Genomic DNA, 15,742 nt, shown 5'->3' on the forward strand with positions numbered 1-15,742 from the left:
CTCCGAGCGGTGCCGCGACCGATCGTCGCACCGTCGCGGCAGGTCCGCGCGCCGAGCGGCCCCTCAGCCGTGCGCCAGCACCTCGAGCCCGACGACCGCCAGGCCCAGCGCGACCTCGGTGAGCAGCAGCAGCCACTTCTGCCACCACGGCAGGGCGACGACGCGCACGGCGACGTACCCGACGAGCCCGAGGCTGACGATCAGGGCGACGGTCGACGCGGTGAGCGCGCCCGCCACCGTCCACACCCCGCGGCCGGCGAGCCACAGGAAGACGAGCGGCAGCACGACGACGCCTCCGGCGCTCGACACCACCCCGAGCATGTGCCGCCGCTCGGCCGAGGTGGGCAGGGCGCCGTGCACCACGACGTGCGACACGAAGTCGGCGAGGAAGACGGCGAGCAGCGTGCCGCCGACGGTGATGACCAGCGTGCCCGCGGCGCGGCCGGCCGCCAGCCCCTCGACGTGACCGCGCAGGGCGAGCACCACCGCGAGCGCCGCGAAGGTGACGTAGACGCGCTCCTTGAGCCGGTCGGCGCGCTGGTCCGGGGTGAGCTGGTCGCGGCGTCGCCGCCGACGCTCCCGGGCCTCGGACGCACCGCTCATGAGGTGACGGTACGCGCCCCTTCGACGACCCGGCGGCGGGCGCGCGCGGCGGACGCGACGGCGTAGACCCGCTCGCCCCATGACGCGCGGCGGGCGCGGATCCGGAACGTGGTCGCGGCGGCGGCGTCGGACACGACCTCTGCGACGCGCTCGGGGGCGCAGGCGCCGTACTTGGCGCGGTAGGCGTCGTCGAGCAGGCCGTGCAGCTCGGGCTCCACCTCGGCGAGGACGACGGCGCGCTCGACGGTGCCGGACGCAGCCCCGTCCACGCGCACCCGGCCGCGGCCGGCGGCGAGGCCGGCGGGCCAGCGGGCGCCGGGGGCGGACCGGACGAAGAGGTCGCCGCCCACCTGCACCACCCAGGTGGGCAGGGCGGCCGCGCCGTCCACGACGAGCTTGACGGAGCGCGCGGCGGCGAGGGGGACGAGGTCCGGCAGGGGGGTTGCGGACGTGTTCACGGCGGGGCTCCTCTCGGACCGGCGGGCCCGAGCAGCGCGCCGCACGGCGTAACCGTGATCTGGGCCACGTCTATTCCCGCTCGCGGAGCGACGAGCAGGTCAGACGACGCGGACCGGGCACCGTGCGACGGCGGCCCGCGCGAGGCGCGCGTCGGCCGTCACCAGGGTCAGGTCGTGTGACTCGGCCACGGCGACGTACGCCGCGTCGTACGTCGAGAGATTGTCGCGCAGCTGCCAGACCCGCGGCAGGTACGGGCCCGACGGCGCCACGACGACGGTGACGGCGCGCAACCACTCGACGGCCGAGCCGGCGACCTCGGGCGTGATCTTGCCGCCGCGGCGCAGGCCGCGCAGGGTGCCGAGCACCTCGATGTGCCAGTGACCGGGAACCACCCATTCCGGGTCGGCACGCAGCACCCGCGTCGCCTCCGCGACCCGCGGGTCTGCCGCCGGGTCACCGAAGAGCAGCACGGTGGCCGAGGCGTCGGGGACGATCACGCGTCGCGGCGGCCACGGGCCGCGTCCCGCGCGGCGACGACGTCGTCGGCGGTGAAGGTCGACCCCTGTCGGCGCGAGGTGAGGTCGTCGATGAGGGCGCGGTTGCGGTCGAACGCCGCCTCGCGCAGGACGACGTCGCGCAGGTACATGTTCAGCGACTGCCCCCGCTCTCGGGCGCGCTCCGCCAGCACGTCGCGCACGTCGTCGGGGACGTCCCGGATCTGGAGGTAGGCCATGCACTCATTTTACATGCGCAGCGCGTGCACGGCCCACTGCCTTGACCCCCTCGACCAGGAGGAAGACGACGAGGGCGAGGCCGATCGTCTTCGCCCACTGGACCCCGCTGATCGGCGCCGAGTCGAACCACGAGTGCATGAACGGCGCGTAGACGAACACGCACTGCAGGGCGACCAGCGCGGCGGCGGAGATCCACACCACCCGGTTGCCGCGCAGCACGTCGACGGTGAGGCTCGAGCGGTCCAGGAAGCGGCAGTTGAAGAGGTAGGCGAGCTGGCCGAGGGCCAGCATCGTCACCGCCGCCGTCTGGGCCTCCGCGAGCGGCGCGCCCTGCGCGCGCTCGGCGTAGAACACGAACAGCGTGGCCCCGCCGATGAGCAGCGAGACGACCAGGATGCGGCGCACGAACACGGCGTCGAGGATCGACGCCTTCGGGTCGCGCGGCGGCCGGGCCATGACGTCGGGCTCCGCGCGCTCGTACGCGAGGCCGAGCGACAGCGTCACCGCGGTGATCATGTTGATCCACAGCACCTGCACCGGCGCGAGCGGCAGCGTGAGGCCGAACAGCACGGCCACGAGGATCACCAGCGACTGCGCGCCGTTGGTGGGCAGCAGGAAGAGCACGGACTTGCGGATGTTGTCGTAGATCCGCCGCCCCTCCTCCACCGCGCGCTCGATGGTGGCAAAGTTGTCGTCGGCGAGCACCACCTCCGCGGCCTCCTTGGTGGCCTCGGTGCCCTTGATGCCCATCGCGACGCCGACGTCCGCCTGCGTGAGCGCGGGGGCGTCGTTGACGCCGTCGCCCGTCATCGCGACCACCTCGCCGCGGCTCTGGAGCGCCGACACGATGCGGATCTTGTGCTCCGGGCTGGTGCGCGCGTACACGGACACGTCGCGCACGATGGTGCGCAGCTGGTCGGTGCTCATCGCCTCCAGCTCGGCGCCGGTGAGCACGGGGGCCGCCTCGCCGTCGCCGGCGGGCTGGTCGACGATGCCCATCTCGCGGCCGATCGCGACGGCCGTTCCGGCGTGGTCGCCGGTGATCATCGTGACGCGCACGCCCGCGGCGCGGCACTGGGCGATGGCGTCGATCGCCTCCGGGCGCGGAGGGTCGACGATGCCGACCAGCCCGCACAGCTCGAGCCCCGCCTTGACGTCGGACGCCGCCAGCGTGCTAGTGCCCGCGGCCCGCCGGGCCCGCGCGGCGGCGAGGACGCGCAGCCCGCGACCCCCGATCGCGTCGATCTGCGCCTCCCAGAACGCGCGGTCGAGCGGCTGGGCCGACCCGTCCGGCGCCGTCTGCGTGGCGCAGCGGTCGAGCACCCGGTCCGGCGCGCCCTTGACGTGCACCAGCAGCGCGCCGTCCGGCGCCCGGTCGAGCGTGGCCATGTACTTGGTCTCCGACTCGAACGGCACGACGGCCAGCCGCCGCCAGCCCGAGGTGTCGAAGCCCGCCTTCATGCCCAGGCTGCGCAGCGCGCCCTCCGTGGGCTCGCCGACGAGCCGCCAGCCCTCGCCGCCCTCGCCGTCGCCCTCGCCGGGGACGACGCGCGCGTCGTTGCACAGCATCATCGCCGCGACCACGCCGTCGAGGTCCTGGTCCGACGCGAGGTCGGCGTGCCGGGGCTCGTCGTCCGGGCCGTCGACGGAGCCGAGCGTGATCTCGCCCAGCGGCGCGTACCCCGCGCCCGCGACGTCGTACGACCGGCCCGCGGTGCGCACCAGGCGAGCCGTCATCTCGTTCTTGGTGAGCGTGCCCGTCTTGTCGGAGCAGATCGTCGTAACGGAGCCGAGCGTCTCGACGGCGGGCAGCTTGCGGGTGATCGCACGACGGCGCGCCATCTGCTGCACGCCCAGTGCCAGGGTGATCGTCACCAGCGCGGGCAGGCCCTCCGGCACCGCGGCCACGGCGAAGCCGATCGAGGCGGACACCAGCTCCGGCACCGAGAAGTCGTGCACCACCCGCCCGATGACCACCATCACCACGGCCATCGCGAGGATGAGCCCGGCGAGCAGCTTGCCGAACCGGTCGAGCTGCTTGGTCAGCGGCGTCTCCAGGCTCGCGACCTCGGAGATCATCGTCTGGATGCGCCCGATCTCCGTGCGCTCGCCGGTGGCCGTGACCACGCCGACGCCCTGCCCGGCGGCCACGAGGGTGCCGGAGAACAGCATGCTGGTGCGGTCCCCGACCCCGGCGTCCGGGTCGACGGCGTCGACCCGCTTGCTCGCCGCGACGGACTCCCCCGTGAGCGCCGACTCCTCGACGCGCAGGTTCACCGCCTCCAGCAGCCGCACGTCGGCGGGCACCTTGTCGCCCGACCGCACGCGCACCACGTCACCGGGCACGACGTCGTCGGCGTCGACCGTGGCCCACGCGCCGTCGCGCCGCGCCTGGGCGTGCACCGACAGCATCCGGCGGATGCCGTCGAGCGCGCTCTCCGCGCGGCCCTCCTGGACGAAGCCGATCGCCGCATTGACCACCGCGACCAGCAGGATGACGGTGAAGTCCACCCAGTCCCCGAGGATCGCCTTGAGCACCGCGGCGACCAGCAGGATGTAGATGAGCACGTCGTCGAAGTGCACGAGGACCCGCTTCCACAGCGGGTCCTTCTGCGGCGGGGGCAGGCGGTTGGGCCCCACCTGCGCGAGGCGGGCCGCGGCGTCGGCGGCGCTCAGGCCGCCGGCGTCGGCCCGCAGCGCGGCGAGCACCTCCTGCGGGGGCGAGGCCCACGGCGTCGGCTCGGTGGTGACGTCCTTGATGACGTCCTGGGCCTGGTCCATGGGCCCATTCCACCCGCGTCGCCCCGCCCCCGCGCGGCGGAGGTGCAGCGTCACACCCGGCTGCCGTCCCCCAGCCGGTGGTAGCCGCGGTCGTGGAACACCAGGGGGCTGGCGTCCTCGTGCACGTGGCGCTGCACGGCCTGCAGCGTCACGAGCTGGCTGGACCCGACGGCCGTGCGCTGCACCACCAGGGCGCGCACCCACGCGGCGGCCCCGTCGACCACCGGCTCGCCGGTGTCGAGGGCGTGCCAGCCGCCGTCGGCGAACCGGTCGATGCCGCTGGTCGCGAACCGGGCGGACAGGTCGGCCTGGTCGTGCGCGAGGAAGCTCACCGCCACCGTCGCCGCCCGCGACACCGCCGGCCACGAGGAGGACGACGTCGCGAGCGAGAATGCCAGCAGCGGCGGCTCCGCGGACACGGAGATGACCGACGTGGCCGTGAAGCCCACGGGCCGGTCCCCGTCCCGCAGCGCGACGACGGCGACGCCCGCCGGGTGGCCGCGGAAGACGGACCGGAACTCGTCGGCGCTGATCGCGGACCCGTCGGTGCGGGCGCCGCGCGCCACAGCGGTCACCGGGCGACCTCCGCGACGAGCTCGCGGGACCGCTCCCCGAGCCAGGCCGCCACCCACGCGTCGGCGCGGTCGCCGACGTCGGGCAGCTCCGACTCCAGGAGCGCGAGGGACGACGGCGGCACCGTCGCGCCGAGCTCGACGAGCAGGGGACGCAGGTGGTCGTCACCCGCGGCCGCGTGGTCGGGGCTCGCCGACACGACGAGCGGCACGGCCGCCACGCCGTCGAGCCCGCGCGGCCCGTACCGGTCGAGGAAGGCCTTGAGCAGGCCGGTGTACGACGCCTTGTACACGGGCGTCGCGACGACGACGTACCGCGCCGCGGCGACGAGCCGCAGCGCCTCGTCGACGCGGGGCCGGTCGGCGACGAGCAGGTCGGGCGCGAGGTCGGCGAGCTCGACGGTGGTCGGGTCGTCGAGGCCCTGGTGGGCGGCGACGGCCCGTCCGACGCGCTCGGCGGCGGTCCGGGTGCGCGACCCGGGCCGCGGGTTGCCGACGAGGACGACGACGTCGTTCCGGTCGCTGGGGTGCTCGGTCATGACGTTCTCCCTTCGAGAGGGGCGGCGCTCACGCGCTCGCGAGCTCGGGGACGAGGGCGGTGGCGGTGGCGCGCGCGGCCGTGTACCGGTTGGCCGGGACGTCGAGGCCCAGGTGGTCGCGCAGCGTGCTGCCGGAGTACTCGGTGCGGAACAGGCCGCGCCGCTGCAGGATCGGCACGACGTGCTCGGTGAACGCCTCCAGCCCCGACGGCAGCGACGGCGGCATGACGTTGAACCCGTCGGCGGCGCCCTGCGTGAACCACTCGGTGATGGTGTCGGCGACCTGCTCCGGCGTGCCGGCCACGACGCGGTGCCCGCGGGCGCCGGCGAGCCGGTGCAGCAGCTGGCGCAGGGTGGGGTTCTCGCGCTGCACGATCCCGGCGACCACCTGGAACCGCGAGCGCGAGTTGTCCGTGACGTCCCCGGCGTCGGCGAAGATCTCGAGCGGTACGGGCTCGTCGAGCTCCAGGTCGGACAGGTCGACGCCCGCCTGGCCGCCCAGCTGCCGCAGGCCGTACTCGGGCACGGTGAGCTCGTTGAACTCGCGCTCCAGGTTGCGGGCCTCCGCCTCCGTGGAGCCGATGAACGGGCTGATCCCGGGCAGGATCTTCACCTGGCCGGGGTCGCGGCCGTGCCGGGCCGCCCCGTCCTTCACGTCGGCGTAGAACGCCTGCGCGTCCTCGAGCCGCTGGTGCGCGGTGAAGATCGCCTCGGCCCAGCGGGCCGCGAAGTCGCGGCCGGCGTTGGACGCGCCCGCCTGCACCAGCACGGGCCGCCCCTGGGGCGAGCGGGCCAGGTTCAGCGGCCCGGCGACGCGCAGGTGCTCCCCCTCGTACGCGGCGGGGTGGATGCGCGTCGGGTCGGCGTACCGGCCGGCCTCGCGGTCGACGAGGACGGCGTCGGGCTCCCAGGAGTCCCAGAGCCGCGTGATCGCCTGGAGGAACTCCTCGGCGCGGGCGTACCGCACCGCCGGGTCCGGGTGGGCGTCGAGGCCGAAGTTCGCCGACGCCTGCTCCGACGCCGTCGTGACGATGTTCCAGCCCGCGCGGCCGCCGCTCACGTGGTCGAGCGTGCCGAACAGGCGCGCCAGGTTGTACGGCTCGTAGTACGTGGTGGACGCCGTCGCGATCAGGCCGATCCGCTCGGTGTGGGCGGCGATGGTCGCGAGCGCCAGGATCGGCTCGAGGGTGCCGACGGCGTTGTGCTCGACCCCGCCGTGCAGCACCGGGCCGTCCGCGAAGAACACGGCGTCGAGCTTGGCCGCCTCGGCCTGCTGCGCCAGGCGCACGTAGTAGTCCGGGGAGAACAGCTGGTCGGGCTGCGTGGACGGGTGCCGCCAGGCGGCCTCGTGGTGGCCCACGTGGTGCAGGAAGAGGTTCAGGGTGAGGGTGCGTGCGGGCATGGCTCCGCCTTTCGAGGGAGTGCGGGAGGAGAAGAAGTGGGGCGGGGCGCGTCAGGCGGCGCGCCAGCGCATGAGACGGCGCTCGAGCAGCACGAGGCCGGCGTTCACGGCCACCCCGACGAGCGCGATCGTCACGATCCCGGCGTACATCTCGGGGATCTGGAAGTTGAACTGGGTGTAGGTGATGAAGTAGCCGAGCCCGGCCTTAGCCCCCACCATCTCTGCCGCGATGAGCACGAGGACCGACGACGTGGCCGCCATCCGGACGCCCGTGAACACGGTCGGCACCGCGGACGGCAGCACCACCTTGACGAACAGCGCGGGGCTGCCGAGGCCGAGCGACCGGGCCGAGCGGACCAGCAGCGGGTCGACGGTGCGCACCCCGGTGATGGTGCTGAGCAGCAGCGGGAAGAAGCAGGCGTAGACCACGATGGCGACCTTCGACGTCTCCCCGATCCCCAGGACCAGGATGAACACCGGGAGCAGCGCCAGGGCGGCGGTGTTGCGGAACAGCTCGAAGAACGGGCTGAGGTACTGCGCGGCGCGGGCGTACCAGCCCACGACGAGCCCCAGCGGGATGGCCACGAGCACCGCGATCGCGAACCCGGCGCCGGCCCGCGCGAGGCTGGTGCCCACCTGCGTGCCGATCGTGCCGTCCGCGACCAGCCCGACGAACGTCGCCGCCACGGTGCTGAACGGCGGCAGGAACACCGGGTCGGCGAGGCCGGCCCGCGGCGCGACCTCCCAGATCGCGAGGAACACCAGGAGGGCGACGGAGGAGCGCAGGACGACGGCTGCCGCCCGGCCCGTGCGGGCCGCGGCCCTGGCCCGCTGCTTCGACGCCTCCGCGACGGCGTTCCGGCGGCCGAGCGTCGGCGGGTCGGCGAACGCGGGCTCGTCGGCCACGGCGCGGGCGGGGCGCGTGACGTCGGTGGCGGTCATCGCGCGGCCCCCTCGTCCCGACGGTCCGCGGGCTCGGGGTCGTGGTGCAGCGCGTCCCACACCTGGTGCCGCAGGGCGACGAACGCCGGGTCGGCGCGCAGGTCCCTCCCGGGCTCGCCGCGGCCGGGCAGGTCGACGTCGAGCACCGCGCGCACCCGCCCCGGGCGGGGCGTGAGGACCACGACGCGCTGCCCCAGGTAGACGGCCTCCTCGATCCCGTGGGTGATGAAGACGATCGTCTTGCCCGTGGCCCGCCAGATGCGCAGGAGCTCGTCCTGCAGCGTCTCGCGGGTCTGCGCGTCGAGGGCCGCGAACGGCTCGTCCATGAGGAGCACCTCGGGGTCGAACGCGAGGCTGCGGGCGATCGCCACCCGCTGCTTCATGCCCCCGGACAGCTCGTGCGGGTAGCGGTCGGCGAAGCCGGACAGGCCCACGAGCTCCAGGTGCTCCCGTGCGATCCGGCGCCGCTCCGCCTTCGGCAGCCGCCGCGCCTCCAGCCCCAGCTCCACGTTCGCCTGCGCGGTGCGCCACGGCAGCAGCGCGTACTGCTGGAAGACGATCCCGCGGTCCAGGCCCGGGCCCGTGACGGGCCGCCCGTCCAGCAGGATGCGGCCCGACGTCGGCGCGGACAGCCCGGTCACGAGGTCGAGCAGCGTCGACTTGCCGCAGCCGGACGGCCCCACGAGGGTCACCAGCTCTCCCGCCGCGACGTCGAGGGTGAGGTCCTCCAGCGCCACGAGCGTGCCGCCCGAGCCGCGGACGGCGAACTCCTTGCGGACCCCGTCGAAGCGCAGCCGCGGCGTCGCGTCGTCGGCCGTGCCGCCGTCGCCCACGAGCGCGGGACGTTCGGTGAGCGCGGTCATGACGCCGCCTCCTCGCCGTCGGGCCCGGCGTCCGGCGCGAACTCGCCGTTGGCGTAGGGGTTGAACTCGTTGGTGTAGAGGTCGTCCACCGTGAGCGCGCCGTCGTCGACCTGGCCGTCCTGCTCGAGCCAGTCGACCCAGACGGAGATCTCCTTCTCCTGGATCACGCCGCCGGGGACGGAGATCCCCGCCGACTTCCAGTACGGGACCAGGTCGGTGGTCTCGCCCGTGTGGTGCCGCTTCTCGATGATCGACCGGAACCGGTCGCGCACCTCGTCGACGGGCGTGGTCTGGGCCCAGCGGATCGCGCGCGCCGTGCCCTGCACGAAGTCCTGGACGGCGTCGCGGTTCTTGGCGATGACGTCGTCGCGCAGGATGTAGGTGCCATAGGCGAACCCGCCGTAGAGCTCGGTGTCGTCGACGAGGGTGTCGATGCCGCCGCGGTCGAGCGCCTTGTCCTTGATGACGCCGGAGAGCGCGGCGACGTCGATCTGCCCCTCGCGCAGGGTCTGCTCGAGGTTGACCGGCGGCACGACGACCAGCTCGACCTGCGCGACCTCCTCCGGGGTGAGGCCCTCGCGGGCCAGCCACTCCTTGAGGACCGTCTCGTACTGCGCGCCGAGGGTGTTGAGCCCCACCTTCTTGCCGATGAGGTCGCGGGCCGACGTGATGCCGCTGCCCTCGAGCGTGTAGTAGCCCGCGAACGTCTCGTCGTCCTCCCCGTAGGAGGAGATGACGGACGTGACGGGGGCCCCGGTGGACTGCAGCTTGGCGATCGCGCCGTTGAACGCGCTGCCGAACTCCGTCTCGCCGGTGACGGCGGCCTGGATGGACGCGGGTCCGCCGGTGACGTCGCCGATCCACTCGAGCTCGACGTCCTCGAAGTAGCCGAGGTCCTCCGCCAGCTCGGGGTAGGAGACGGTGCCGGTGCCGCCCTGGTAGCGGAAGACGGTCTTGCCGGAGGCGGACTCCTGCGCGGCGGTGGCGCCGGCGCAGGCGGACAGGGTCAGGCCCAGGAGGGCCGCGGAGAGCGCGGCGACCCCGCGACGGGTGCGGCGGGTGCGGGACTCAGGGTCGGTCGGGTCGGTCGGGTCGGTCGGGCCGGTCGGGCGCGGGTCGGTGCCGCGCAGGTCTGTGGTGCTCACGATGCTCCTCGGTGTGTCGGCTCGGGCGGGTGCGGGCGCCCGGGCGACACGGCTCGCCCGCGGGTCGCGGGGTGAGCCTGAGGAGTGCCGTCGTGGTCATGTCGGGGACAGTAGCGCATTCCCGATCAGATCGGTCGGATTAGTCTCGAATAATGAGACCACGATGTGGACAGGTGGTGGGAAGGGGGCCCGGGCCTCAGCCGACGGCGTCGTACGGCAGGAGCTCGAACACCGGGTGCCGGTCCGCCTCGGCCACGAGGTCCGCCACCGGGGAGTCGAGCGTGGCCGCGAAGTACGGCCGCGTGGGCCGGGACAGCCGCAGGTACTGCCGCAGCACGGGGCCCGCCTCCTCGGCCGACGCCGCCCGCACGACGCACACCTGCCGCGCGAGGCCCCGGCGCAGCAGCACCCGCGGGTCGGCGCGCACGTTGTGCACCCAGGACACGACGCCGTACGGGGCCACGAGCCAGCGTCGTCCGTCGAGGTCGACGAGCGTCGCGGGATGCGTGCGGGGCAGCCCGCTGCGGCGTCCGCGGGTGGTCAGCAGCCACGTCGAGGGCACCAGCCCGAGGCGGACGAACACGCCGGTCACCGCGTCGCCCGCGTCGCGGGCGCGGCTGCGGCGGAACGTGCGGGGCGAGGTCGCGTCGGTCACGACGGGTCCCCTCCGAACTCCTGGGCGCGCAGCCAGGCGAGGTGCGCGTGCACCAGCGGCAGCACCGACGCCCCCTCGCCGCTCGCGGACGCGACCCTCTTCATCGACCCCGCGCGCACGTCGCCGACGGCGAAGACACCGCGCAGCGTGGTCTCCAGGCTCGCGGGCGGGCGGCCGTCGACCCAGTCCTCCTGCGGCACGTCGCGGCCGGTGAGCACGAACCCGTCGTCGTCGCGCGCGAGGCCGTCGGGCAGCCAGCCGCAGTCCGGCTCGGCCCCCAGCAGGCAGAACAGGCCGTCGGCGTGCGTCTTCGACCGCTCGCCGGTGTCGAGGTCCTCGGTGATCAGCCACTGCAGGCGGCCGTCTCCCCCGCCGTCCGCCACGACCGTGCGCGTGCGCACCGTGATGGTGGGCGTCGCGGCGATCTCCCGCACCAGGTAGTCGGACATCGTCTCGGCGATGCTGCCGCGGCGCACGAGGATCGTCACCGACCCCGCGAACTTGGCGAGGTGCACGGCCGCCTGGCCGGCCGAGTTGCCGCCGCCGACCACGCACACGTCCCGGTCCGCCATCTCCCGCGCCATCGAGCTCGCCGCGCCGTAGTAGACGCCCGCGCCGACCAGGTCGTCGAGGCCCGGCACCGCGAGCCGCCGGTACGAGACGCCGGTCGCGAGGACGACGGTGCGCGCGCAGAGCTGCGCGCCGTCCACGTGCACGTGGTGGTGCTCGGGCTCGCCGGCAGGACCGGGTTCGATCCGCGCCGCGGCGCGACCGGTGTAGAAGCGGGCGCCGAACCGGCCCGCCTGGATCCGTGAGCGCTGCGCCAGCCGCATCCCGGAGATGCCGCGCGGGAAGCCGAGGTAGTTGCGGATCATCGAGCTCGACCCGGCCTGGCCGCCGATCGCGTCCCGCTCCAGCACCACCGTGGCCAGCCCCTCGGACGCCGCGTACACCGCGGCGGCCAGGCCCGCGGGGCCCGCACCCACCACGGCGACGTCGGCGATCTCGCCGGGCGGGATCGAGTCGTAGCCGCCGTACATCGCCTCCGCGACGGCGGACGGCGTCGCGCCCGCCAGCACCCGCCCGGCGAACGTGCGCACGACGGGCAGCGCGGCGTCCGGGTCGGCGGCCGCGAGGATGGCGCGCGCGTCCGGGTCGTCGGGCGCGAGCACCCGGTTCGGGACGCCGAGCCGCTCGAGCAGGTCGCGCACCGCCGTGGCGTCGCGGTCGCCCCGCTCCGCGACGATCTCGGTGGACGTCACGGTGGGCCGCGCCACCGACCAGCCCCACTCGGACAGCAGCTCCGTCAGGGCCGTGTGGAACTCCTCGTCGCGCGCACCCCGCGGGATGCCGACGAACGTGTCCATGTCCCGGCGCAGCAGCGCCGCCCGCATCTCGTCGAGGGCGTCCGCGTACTCGTCGCCCGAGATCAGTGCCACCCGCCGCGCCGTGGACAGCACCGCGGGCACCTGGTGCAGCAGCTCGACGCCGGTCCCGTCCGGCAGGCGGCGCTCCGCCGCGATCATCGCCACCGGCGTGGACCGCGCGACCAGCACGCGCAGCCGCTCGAGGGCTGCGTCCGCGGTCCGCACCAGCTCGATGCGGTAGTCGCGGTCGTAGCGGGCGCGGAACTCCTCCTCGACCTGCGGCGCGTGCGCGTCGGCGACGAGCAGGACGACGGGACGGTCCGCGGGGGCGTCGGGCATGCGGCCAGGGTAGGGGCGCCCGCGCGGCCCGGCGCGGGGGCGCCCGACTGCAGGCCCGGGACATCTTGATCCGATCCTGAGGCGAAGTGCAGGGCAGCCCGAGGCGCGGCCCGCAGGATCGGGTCGTCCGACCTGCCGTCCCCGGAGCCCCCATGCCCGCCGGAGCCCCCGTGCCCACACCGCCCACCCCGCCCGCCGAGCCCCCTCATCTCGACCCCGAGAGCGCCTGGGAGCAGCTCGCCGCGGACCTGCACGGCGACCGCGCGGCGCTGGTGGGGTTCGCGACGTCGTGGATCCGCCTGGTGCCGCGCCGCACCGAGGGCCTGGTGCACGCCCTGCGCGACGGGAACGCCGACGACGCCCGCGGGCTGCTGCTCACGCTGCGCAGCACCGCGACGATGCTCGGCGTGGGCGACCTGGTCGACGCGGCCACGCTGGCCTTGGAGGCGCTCGACTCGGGCGGCACGGACGCCGCCTGGGACCACCTGGAGTCCGTCGCCGACGCGGCCGACACCGGCGCCGTCCTGGTCGCCGGGATGATCGCTCAGGAAGGGTGGTCGAACCGGTAGCCGACGCCGCGCACCGTGCGGATCCAGCGTGGCTCCACCGGGTCGTCGCCGAGCTTGCGGCGCAGGTTCGCCATGTGCACCTCGACGCTGCGCCGGTCCGGGTCCGCCACCCGGGTCCCGGTGTCGTAGTCGTCGCCCCACAGCACCCGCACCAGCGCATCCTTGGACAGCACGCGGCCCGGCACACGGCCCAGCGCGGCCAGGAGGTCGAACTCGCTGCGCGTGAGGTGCACGGCCTGCCCCTCGACCGCCACCGTGCGCCCCGCGACGTCGACGACGAGGCCGGCCGAGACGATGTGGTCCCCCGTGGGCCTCGGGTCGGGGCGGCGCGGCCGGCGCAGCATCGCCTCGATGCGCGCGCGCAGCTCCCGGGGCCGGAACGGCTTGGTCTGGTAGTCGTCGGCTCCCGAGTCGAGGCCCATCAGCGCGTCGATCTCGTCGGTGCGGGCCGTGAGCATCACGACGTACGTGTCCGACACGGCGCGGATCCGGCGGCACACCTCGAAGCCGTCGATGTCCGGCAGGCCGACGTCGAGCGTCGTCACCAGGGGGTCGGTGCGGCGCACCAGCTCGACGCCCTCGAGCCCCGACCCGGCGGCCGCCGTCACGAAGCCGGCCTGGGTGAGCACGACCTCGAGCAGGTCGCGGACGTCCGGGTCGTCCTCCACGATCACCGCGGTGCGTTCGGGGACGCCCCCGGCGCCTGCTCCGTGCGCGGCTCCAGCGGACATGAGCGCCACGCTATCGGCGCGCCGCACCCCGCGCACCGGGGGCCCGCCGTGCGGTCCCTTGCCGCGGGCGCCTGCCCGGCGCACGCTGGTCCGTGGCCCGGGGAGCCCGGGATCGTCGGACGAGGGCGAGGACCGCGACATGACCAGCACCTGCGAGCACCTGGAACAGATCGTCCCCGTGCCCCCCGAGACCGCCGGCGAGTGCCCCGAGTGCGTGGCCGCCGGCGGCACCTGGGTGCACCTGCGCGCCTGCCTGCAGTGCGGGCACGTGGGGTGCTGCGACTCGTCGCCCGCGAAGCACGCGACGGCCCACTTCCACGCGACCGAGCACCCCGTGATGCGGTCCGTCGAGCCCGGCGAGCACTGGGGCTACTGCTTCGTGGAGGAGCTGCTCATCCCCGGTCGGGAGATGCCGGCGAGCTAGGCGCCCGCCGCCGAGTCGTCGGCGCTGTCGTCGGCGCTGTCGCTGGTGGGGTCGCCCGTGCTGTCGCCCGTGAGCATGTCCGAGATCGCCTTCGACTCGGTCGTGAGGGTGTCCGCGTCGAGGAGGTCGGGGGCTTCGTCGGACAGCGTCGAGACCAGCGAGTCCAGGTAGTCCTGCGCGTCGCCGCTCTCGTAGACCGACGCCGTGAGGTCCTCGACGGCGGAGTCGTACGCCGCCTTGAAGTCGTCGTTCTCCAGGAACCGCGTCACCAGCGGGTTGTCCTTTCCGCCGAAGCCGCCGCCCCCGCCGGGACCGCCCTGCGCACCGTCAGGGGGCGTCGCGCCGTCGGGGAGGTCTGCGCCGTCCGGCGGCTGGAAACCGTCCGGCAGGTCCGCGCCGTCCGGTGGCTGCATCCCGTCCGGGGCGCCCGACGGGCGCGCGCTGCCCTGACCGCCACCGCCCTGCCCTCCCATGCCGCCGCCGAGGCCGCCGTACGACAGGTTCTGGTCCCACGCGACGACCTCGAAGAGGCCGGAGTCCGGGTCGTAGTGCAGGTAGGCGTTGTTGCCGGGGCCGTCGATGTCGTCGGAGTTCGCCACCAGGTCCTGCACCGCGAGGTAGCGGGCGAAGGAGTCGACGTCGAGGTGGTCGCCCAGCTGCGCCGCGAAGTCCGCGTCCGACGAGTCGTTGACGAACTCGAGGAACGACGCCAGCGGCTGGTACGCGGCGTCGTCGTCCGTCGAGCCCTCGCTGTCGTACTTGGCCTCGAACGCGTCGGCGTAGTCCGCGAGCGTGTCGCGCACCGACCAGTCGCCGTCCGCGTCCGCCTTGTACGTGATGCCGCCGTCCGGGTACGTCTCCTCGTTCCACAGGTCGTCGTCCGGCAGGTCGATGACCAGGCGCAGCTCCTCGTCGCCGCCGTTCACGCTGAACCGCGTGTACGTCGCCTGCTCCGCCGGCACGTCCGCCAGCTCCAGCACCTTCAGCGCCACCGCCTCGTTGAGCGACGACTCCGTGTTGTTGCCGCGCACCACGAAGTCCGCGCGGCCGTCGTGCTCCTGGCCGTCCACGTACTTGTCCAGGCGGATCAGCCACGGCAGGCCCGCCGGGTCGTCCGCCGACGCCGCGCCGTCGCCCTCGCCGAAGCCGCCCGGCATCTGCCCGCCGCCCTGCGGGTCGTCGGTGGTGGTCTTGTCGTCGGCGGTGTCGTCCGCCGTGCCGTTCGTCGCGGCGTCCGCCTTGCCCCCGCCCTGGCCGCCGCTCTGACCGGAGAGGCCGCGGAGGCTGGAGTTGCCCTTGAGGCGCAGCCCGACGTCGTCGTACTCCTCGCCGTCGATGGTGACGGTGGCCTTGATCCAGTCCTTGTCGCCGGAGTCGGCGAAGGTGTCGAGCATCTCCTGGTAGTCGTCCTCGTCGTAGTCGACGGCGACGGTGTGCACGGAGCTCGTGTCGAAGAAGTCGCCCGCGTCGTCGGCCTCGGCGGTCGCGTCGCACGCGGCGAGGGTGCCGGCGAGCGCCACGACGCCGGCTCCGGCGGCGAGCGGGCGGGAGAGGAGGGGGAACCGGCCGCGGGCGCGGCCGTCCGGGGAGGTGAGGTGTCGACGCATCATGCCGCTC

17 protein-coding genes are annotated in these 15,742 nt (G+C 74.5%); 2 read left to right on the forward strand and 15 right to left on the reverse strand.

Going from position 1 to position 15,742, the window contains the following annotated elements; all coding sequences use genetic code 11:
• Nucleotides 1-63 precede the first annotated feature (63 nt).
• The 13 genes from ACFWDO_RS07605 to ACFWDO_RS07665 all read right to left on the reverse strand — a co-directional run bounded on the left by ACFWDO_RS07605 (nt 64) and on the right by ACFWDO_RS07665 (nt 12,401).
• Nucleotides 64-603, reverse strand: a complete 540-nt coding sequence (locus ACFWDO_RS07605; RefSeq protein ID WP_380315505.1) for a hypothetical protein — start codon at nt 601-603, stop codon at nt 64-66.
• Nucleotides 600-1,061, reverse strand: coding sequence for a DUF2255 family protein (locus ACFWDO_RS07610; RefSeq protein ID WP_380315508.1), 462 nt, complete (start codon nt 1,059-1,061; stop codon nt 600-602). The genes ACFWDO_RS07605 and ACFWDO_RS07610 overlap by 4 nt, the downstream gene beginning before the upstream one ends.
• 99 nt (nt 1,062-1,160) lie before the next feature.
• Nucleotides 1,161-1,559 (reverse strand): type II toxin-antitoxin system VapC family toxin, encoded by a 399-nt coding sequence (locus ACFWDO_RS07615; RefSeq protein WP_380315511.1) that lies wholly within the window; start codon nt 1,557-1,559, stop codon nt 1,161-1,163.
• The gene (locus tag ACFWDO_RS07620; protein WP_380315514.1) at nt 1,556-1,795 is read right to left on the reverse strand and encodes a hypothetical protein; all 240 of its coding nucleotides are present in this window, start codon (nt 1,793-1,795) and stop codon (nt 1,556-1,558) included. The genes ACFWDO_RS07615 and ACFWDO_RS07620 overlap by 4 nt, the downstream gene beginning before the upstream one ends.
• A gap of 4 nt (nt 1,796-1,799) precedes the next feature.
• Nucleotides 1,800-4,577 (reverse strand): cation-translocating P-type ATPase, encoded by a 2,778-nt coding sequence (locus tag ACFWDO_RS07625; protein ID WP_380315517.1) that lies wholly within the window; start codon nt 4,575-4,577, stop codon nt 1,800-1,802.
• 50 nt (nt 4,578-4,627) lie between these two features.
• Complete coding sequence (locus ACFWDO_RS07630; protein WP_380315520.1) at nt 4,628-5,152, reverse strand: flavin reductase family protein; 525 nt, start codon at nt 5,150-5,152, stop codon at nt 4,628-4,630.
• Nucleotides 5,149-5,688: an NADPH-dependent FMN reductase gene (locus ACFWDO_RS07635; RefSeq protein ID WP_380315523.1), complete on the reverse strand. Its 540-nt coding sequence runs from the start codon at nt 5,686-5,688 to the stop codon at nt 5,149-5,151. The genes ACFWDO_RS07630 and ACFWDO_RS07635 overlap by 4 nt, the downstream gene beginning before the upstream one ends.
• 28 nt (nt 5,689-5,716) lie before the next feature.
• On the reverse strand, nt 5,717-7,090 hold the full coding sequence (locus tag ACFWDO_RS07640) for an LLM class flavin-dependent oxidoreductase (RefSeq protein ID WP_380315526.1): 1,374 nt from the start codon (nt 7,088-7,090) through the stop codon (nt 5,717-5,719).
• Nucleotides 7,091-7,141: 51 nt separating this feature from the next.
• Entirely contained in the window at nt 7,142-8,032 is an 891-nt protein-coding gene (locus ACFWDO_RS07645) for an ABC transporter permease (protein WP_380315529.1), read from the reverse strand.
• Complete coding sequence (locus tag ACFWDO_RS07650) at nt 8,029-8,895, reverse strand: ABC transporter ATP-binding protein (RefSeq protein WP_380315531.1); 867 nt, start codon at nt 8,893-8,895, stop codon at nt 8,029-8,031. Before ACFWDO_RS07650 ends, ACFWDO_RS07645 begins: the two co-directional genes overlap by 4 nt.
• Nucleotides 8,892-10,040 carry an ABC transporter substrate-binding protein gene (locus ACFWDO_RS07655; protein ID WP_380315534.1) on the reverse strand — a complete coding sequence of 383 codons (1,149 nt, stop codon included), beginning with the start codon at nt 10,038-10,040 and terminating at the stop codon, nt 8,892-8,894. The genes ACFWDO_RS07650 and ACFWDO_RS07655 overlap by 4 nt, the downstream gene beginning before the upstream one ends.
• A gap of 196 nt (nt 10,041-10,236) precedes the next feature.
• Entirely contained in the window at nt 10,237-10,695 is a 459-nt protein-coding gene (locus ACFWDO_RS07660; protein ID WP_380315537.1) for a nitroreductase family deazaflavin-dependent oxidoreductase, read from the reverse strand.
• Nucleotides 10,692-12,401, reverse strand: coding sequence for an FAD-dependent oxidoreductase (locus tag ACFWDO_RS07665; protein ID WP_380315540.1), 1,710 nt, complete (start codon nt 12,399-12,401; stop codon nt 10,692-10,694). The genes ACFWDO_RS07660 and ACFWDO_RS07665 overlap by 4 nt, the downstream gene beginning before the upstream one ends.
• A 152-nt stretch (nt 12,402-12,553) precedes the next feature.
• Between ACFWDO_RS07665 and ACFWDO_RS07670 the strand changes: the two genes are divergently transcribed.
• Nucleotides 12,554-12,970 carry a hypothetical protein gene (locus ACFWDO_RS07670; RefSeq protein ID WP_380315542.1) on the forward strand — a complete coding sequence of 139 codons (417 nt, stop codon included), beginning with the start codon at nt 12,554-12,556 and terminating at the stop codon, nt 12,968-12,970.
• Here the strand turns inward: ACFWDO_RS07670 and ACFWDO_RS07675 are convergent.
• Nucleotides 12,946-13,701, reverse strand: a complete 756-nt coding sequence (locus ACFWDO_RS07675; protein ID WP_380315545.1) for a response regulator transcription factor — start codon at nt 13,699-13,701, stop codon at nt 12,946-12,948. The two genes, ACFWDO_RS07670 and ACFWDO_RS07675, sit on opposite strands and share 25 nt — an antisense overlap.
• Before the next feature lie 139 nt (nt 13,702-13,840).
• Between ACFWDO_RS07675 and ACFWDO_RS07680 the strand changes: the two genes are divergently transcribed.
• Nucleotides 13,841-14,125, forward strand: coding sequence for a UBP-type zinc finger domain-containing protein (locus tag ACFWDO_RS07680; RefSeq protein WP_380315548.1), 285 nt, complete (start codon nt 13,841-13,843; stop codon nt 14,123-14,125).
• On the opposite strand, the gene ACFWDO_RS07685 is transcribed toward ACFWDO_RS07680, so the two are convergent.
• Nucleotides 14,122-15,735 (reverse strand): CotH kinase family protein, encoded by a 1,614-nt coding sequence (locus ACFWDO_RS07685; protein ID WP_380315602.1) that lies wholly within the window; start codon nt 15,733-15,735, stop codon nt 14,122-14,124. The genes ACFWDO_RS07680 and ACFWDO_RS07685 overlap by 4 nt on opposite strands.
• Nucleotides 15,736-15,742: the final 7 nt, after the last annotated feature.

Origin of the sequence: Isoptericola sp. NPDC060185, assembly GCF_042728595.1 — a bacterium.
GTDB lineage: Bacteria > Actinomycetota > Actinomycetes > Actinomycetales > Cellulomonadaceae > Isoptericola.

Coding starts and splice junctions, on each gene's coding strand:
- ACFWDO_RS07605 (WP_380315505.1), bottom strand. CDS start 603: ATGAGCGGTGCGTCCGAGGCCCGGGAGCGTCGGCGGCGACGCCGCGAC.
- ACFWDO_RS07620 (WP_380315514.1), bottom strand. CDS start 1,795: ATGGCCTACCTCCAGATCCGGGACGTCCCCGACGACGTGCGCGACGTG.
- ACFWDO_RS07625 (WP_380315517.1), bottom strand. CDS start 4,577: ATGGACCAGGCCCAGGACGTCATCAAGGACGTCACCACCGAGCCGACG.
- ACFWDO_RS07635 (WP_380315523.1), bottom strand. CDS start 5,688: ATGACCGAGCACCCCAGCGACCGGAACGACGTCGTCGTCCTCGTCGGC.
- ACFWDO_RS07640 (WP_380315526.1), bottom strand. CDS start 7,090: ATGCCCGCACGCACCCTCACCCTGAACCTCTTCCTGCACCACGTGGGC.
- ACFWDO_RS07645 (WP_380315529.1), bottom strand. CDS start 8,032: ATGACCGCCACCGACGTCACGCGCCCCGCCCGCGCCGTGGCCGACGAG.
- ACFWDO_RS07650 (WP_380315531.1), bottom strand. CDS start 8,895: ATGACCGCGCTCACCGAACGTCCCGCGCTCGTGGGCGACGGCGGCACG.
- ACFWDO_RS07665 (WP_380315540.1), bottom strand. CDS start 12,401: ATGCCCGACGCCCCCGCGGACCGTCCCGTCGTCCTGCTCGTCGCCGAC.
- ACFWDO_RS07670 (WP_380315542.1), top strand. CDS start 12,554: ATGCCCGCCGGAGCCCCCGTGCCCACACCGCCCACCCCGCCCGCCGAG.
- ACFWDO_RS07675 (WP_380315545.1), bottom strand. CDS start 13,701: ATGTCCGCTGGAGCCGCGCACGGAGCAGGCGCCGGGGGCGTCCCCGAA.
- ACFWDO_RS07680 (WP_380315548.1), top strand. CDS start 13,841: ATGACCAGCACCTGCGAGCACCTGGAACAGATCGTCCCCGTGCCCCCC.
- ACFWDO_RS07685 (WP_380315602.1), bottom strand. CDS start 15,735: ATGATGCGTCGACACCTCACCTCCCCGGACGGCCGCGCCCGCGGCCGG.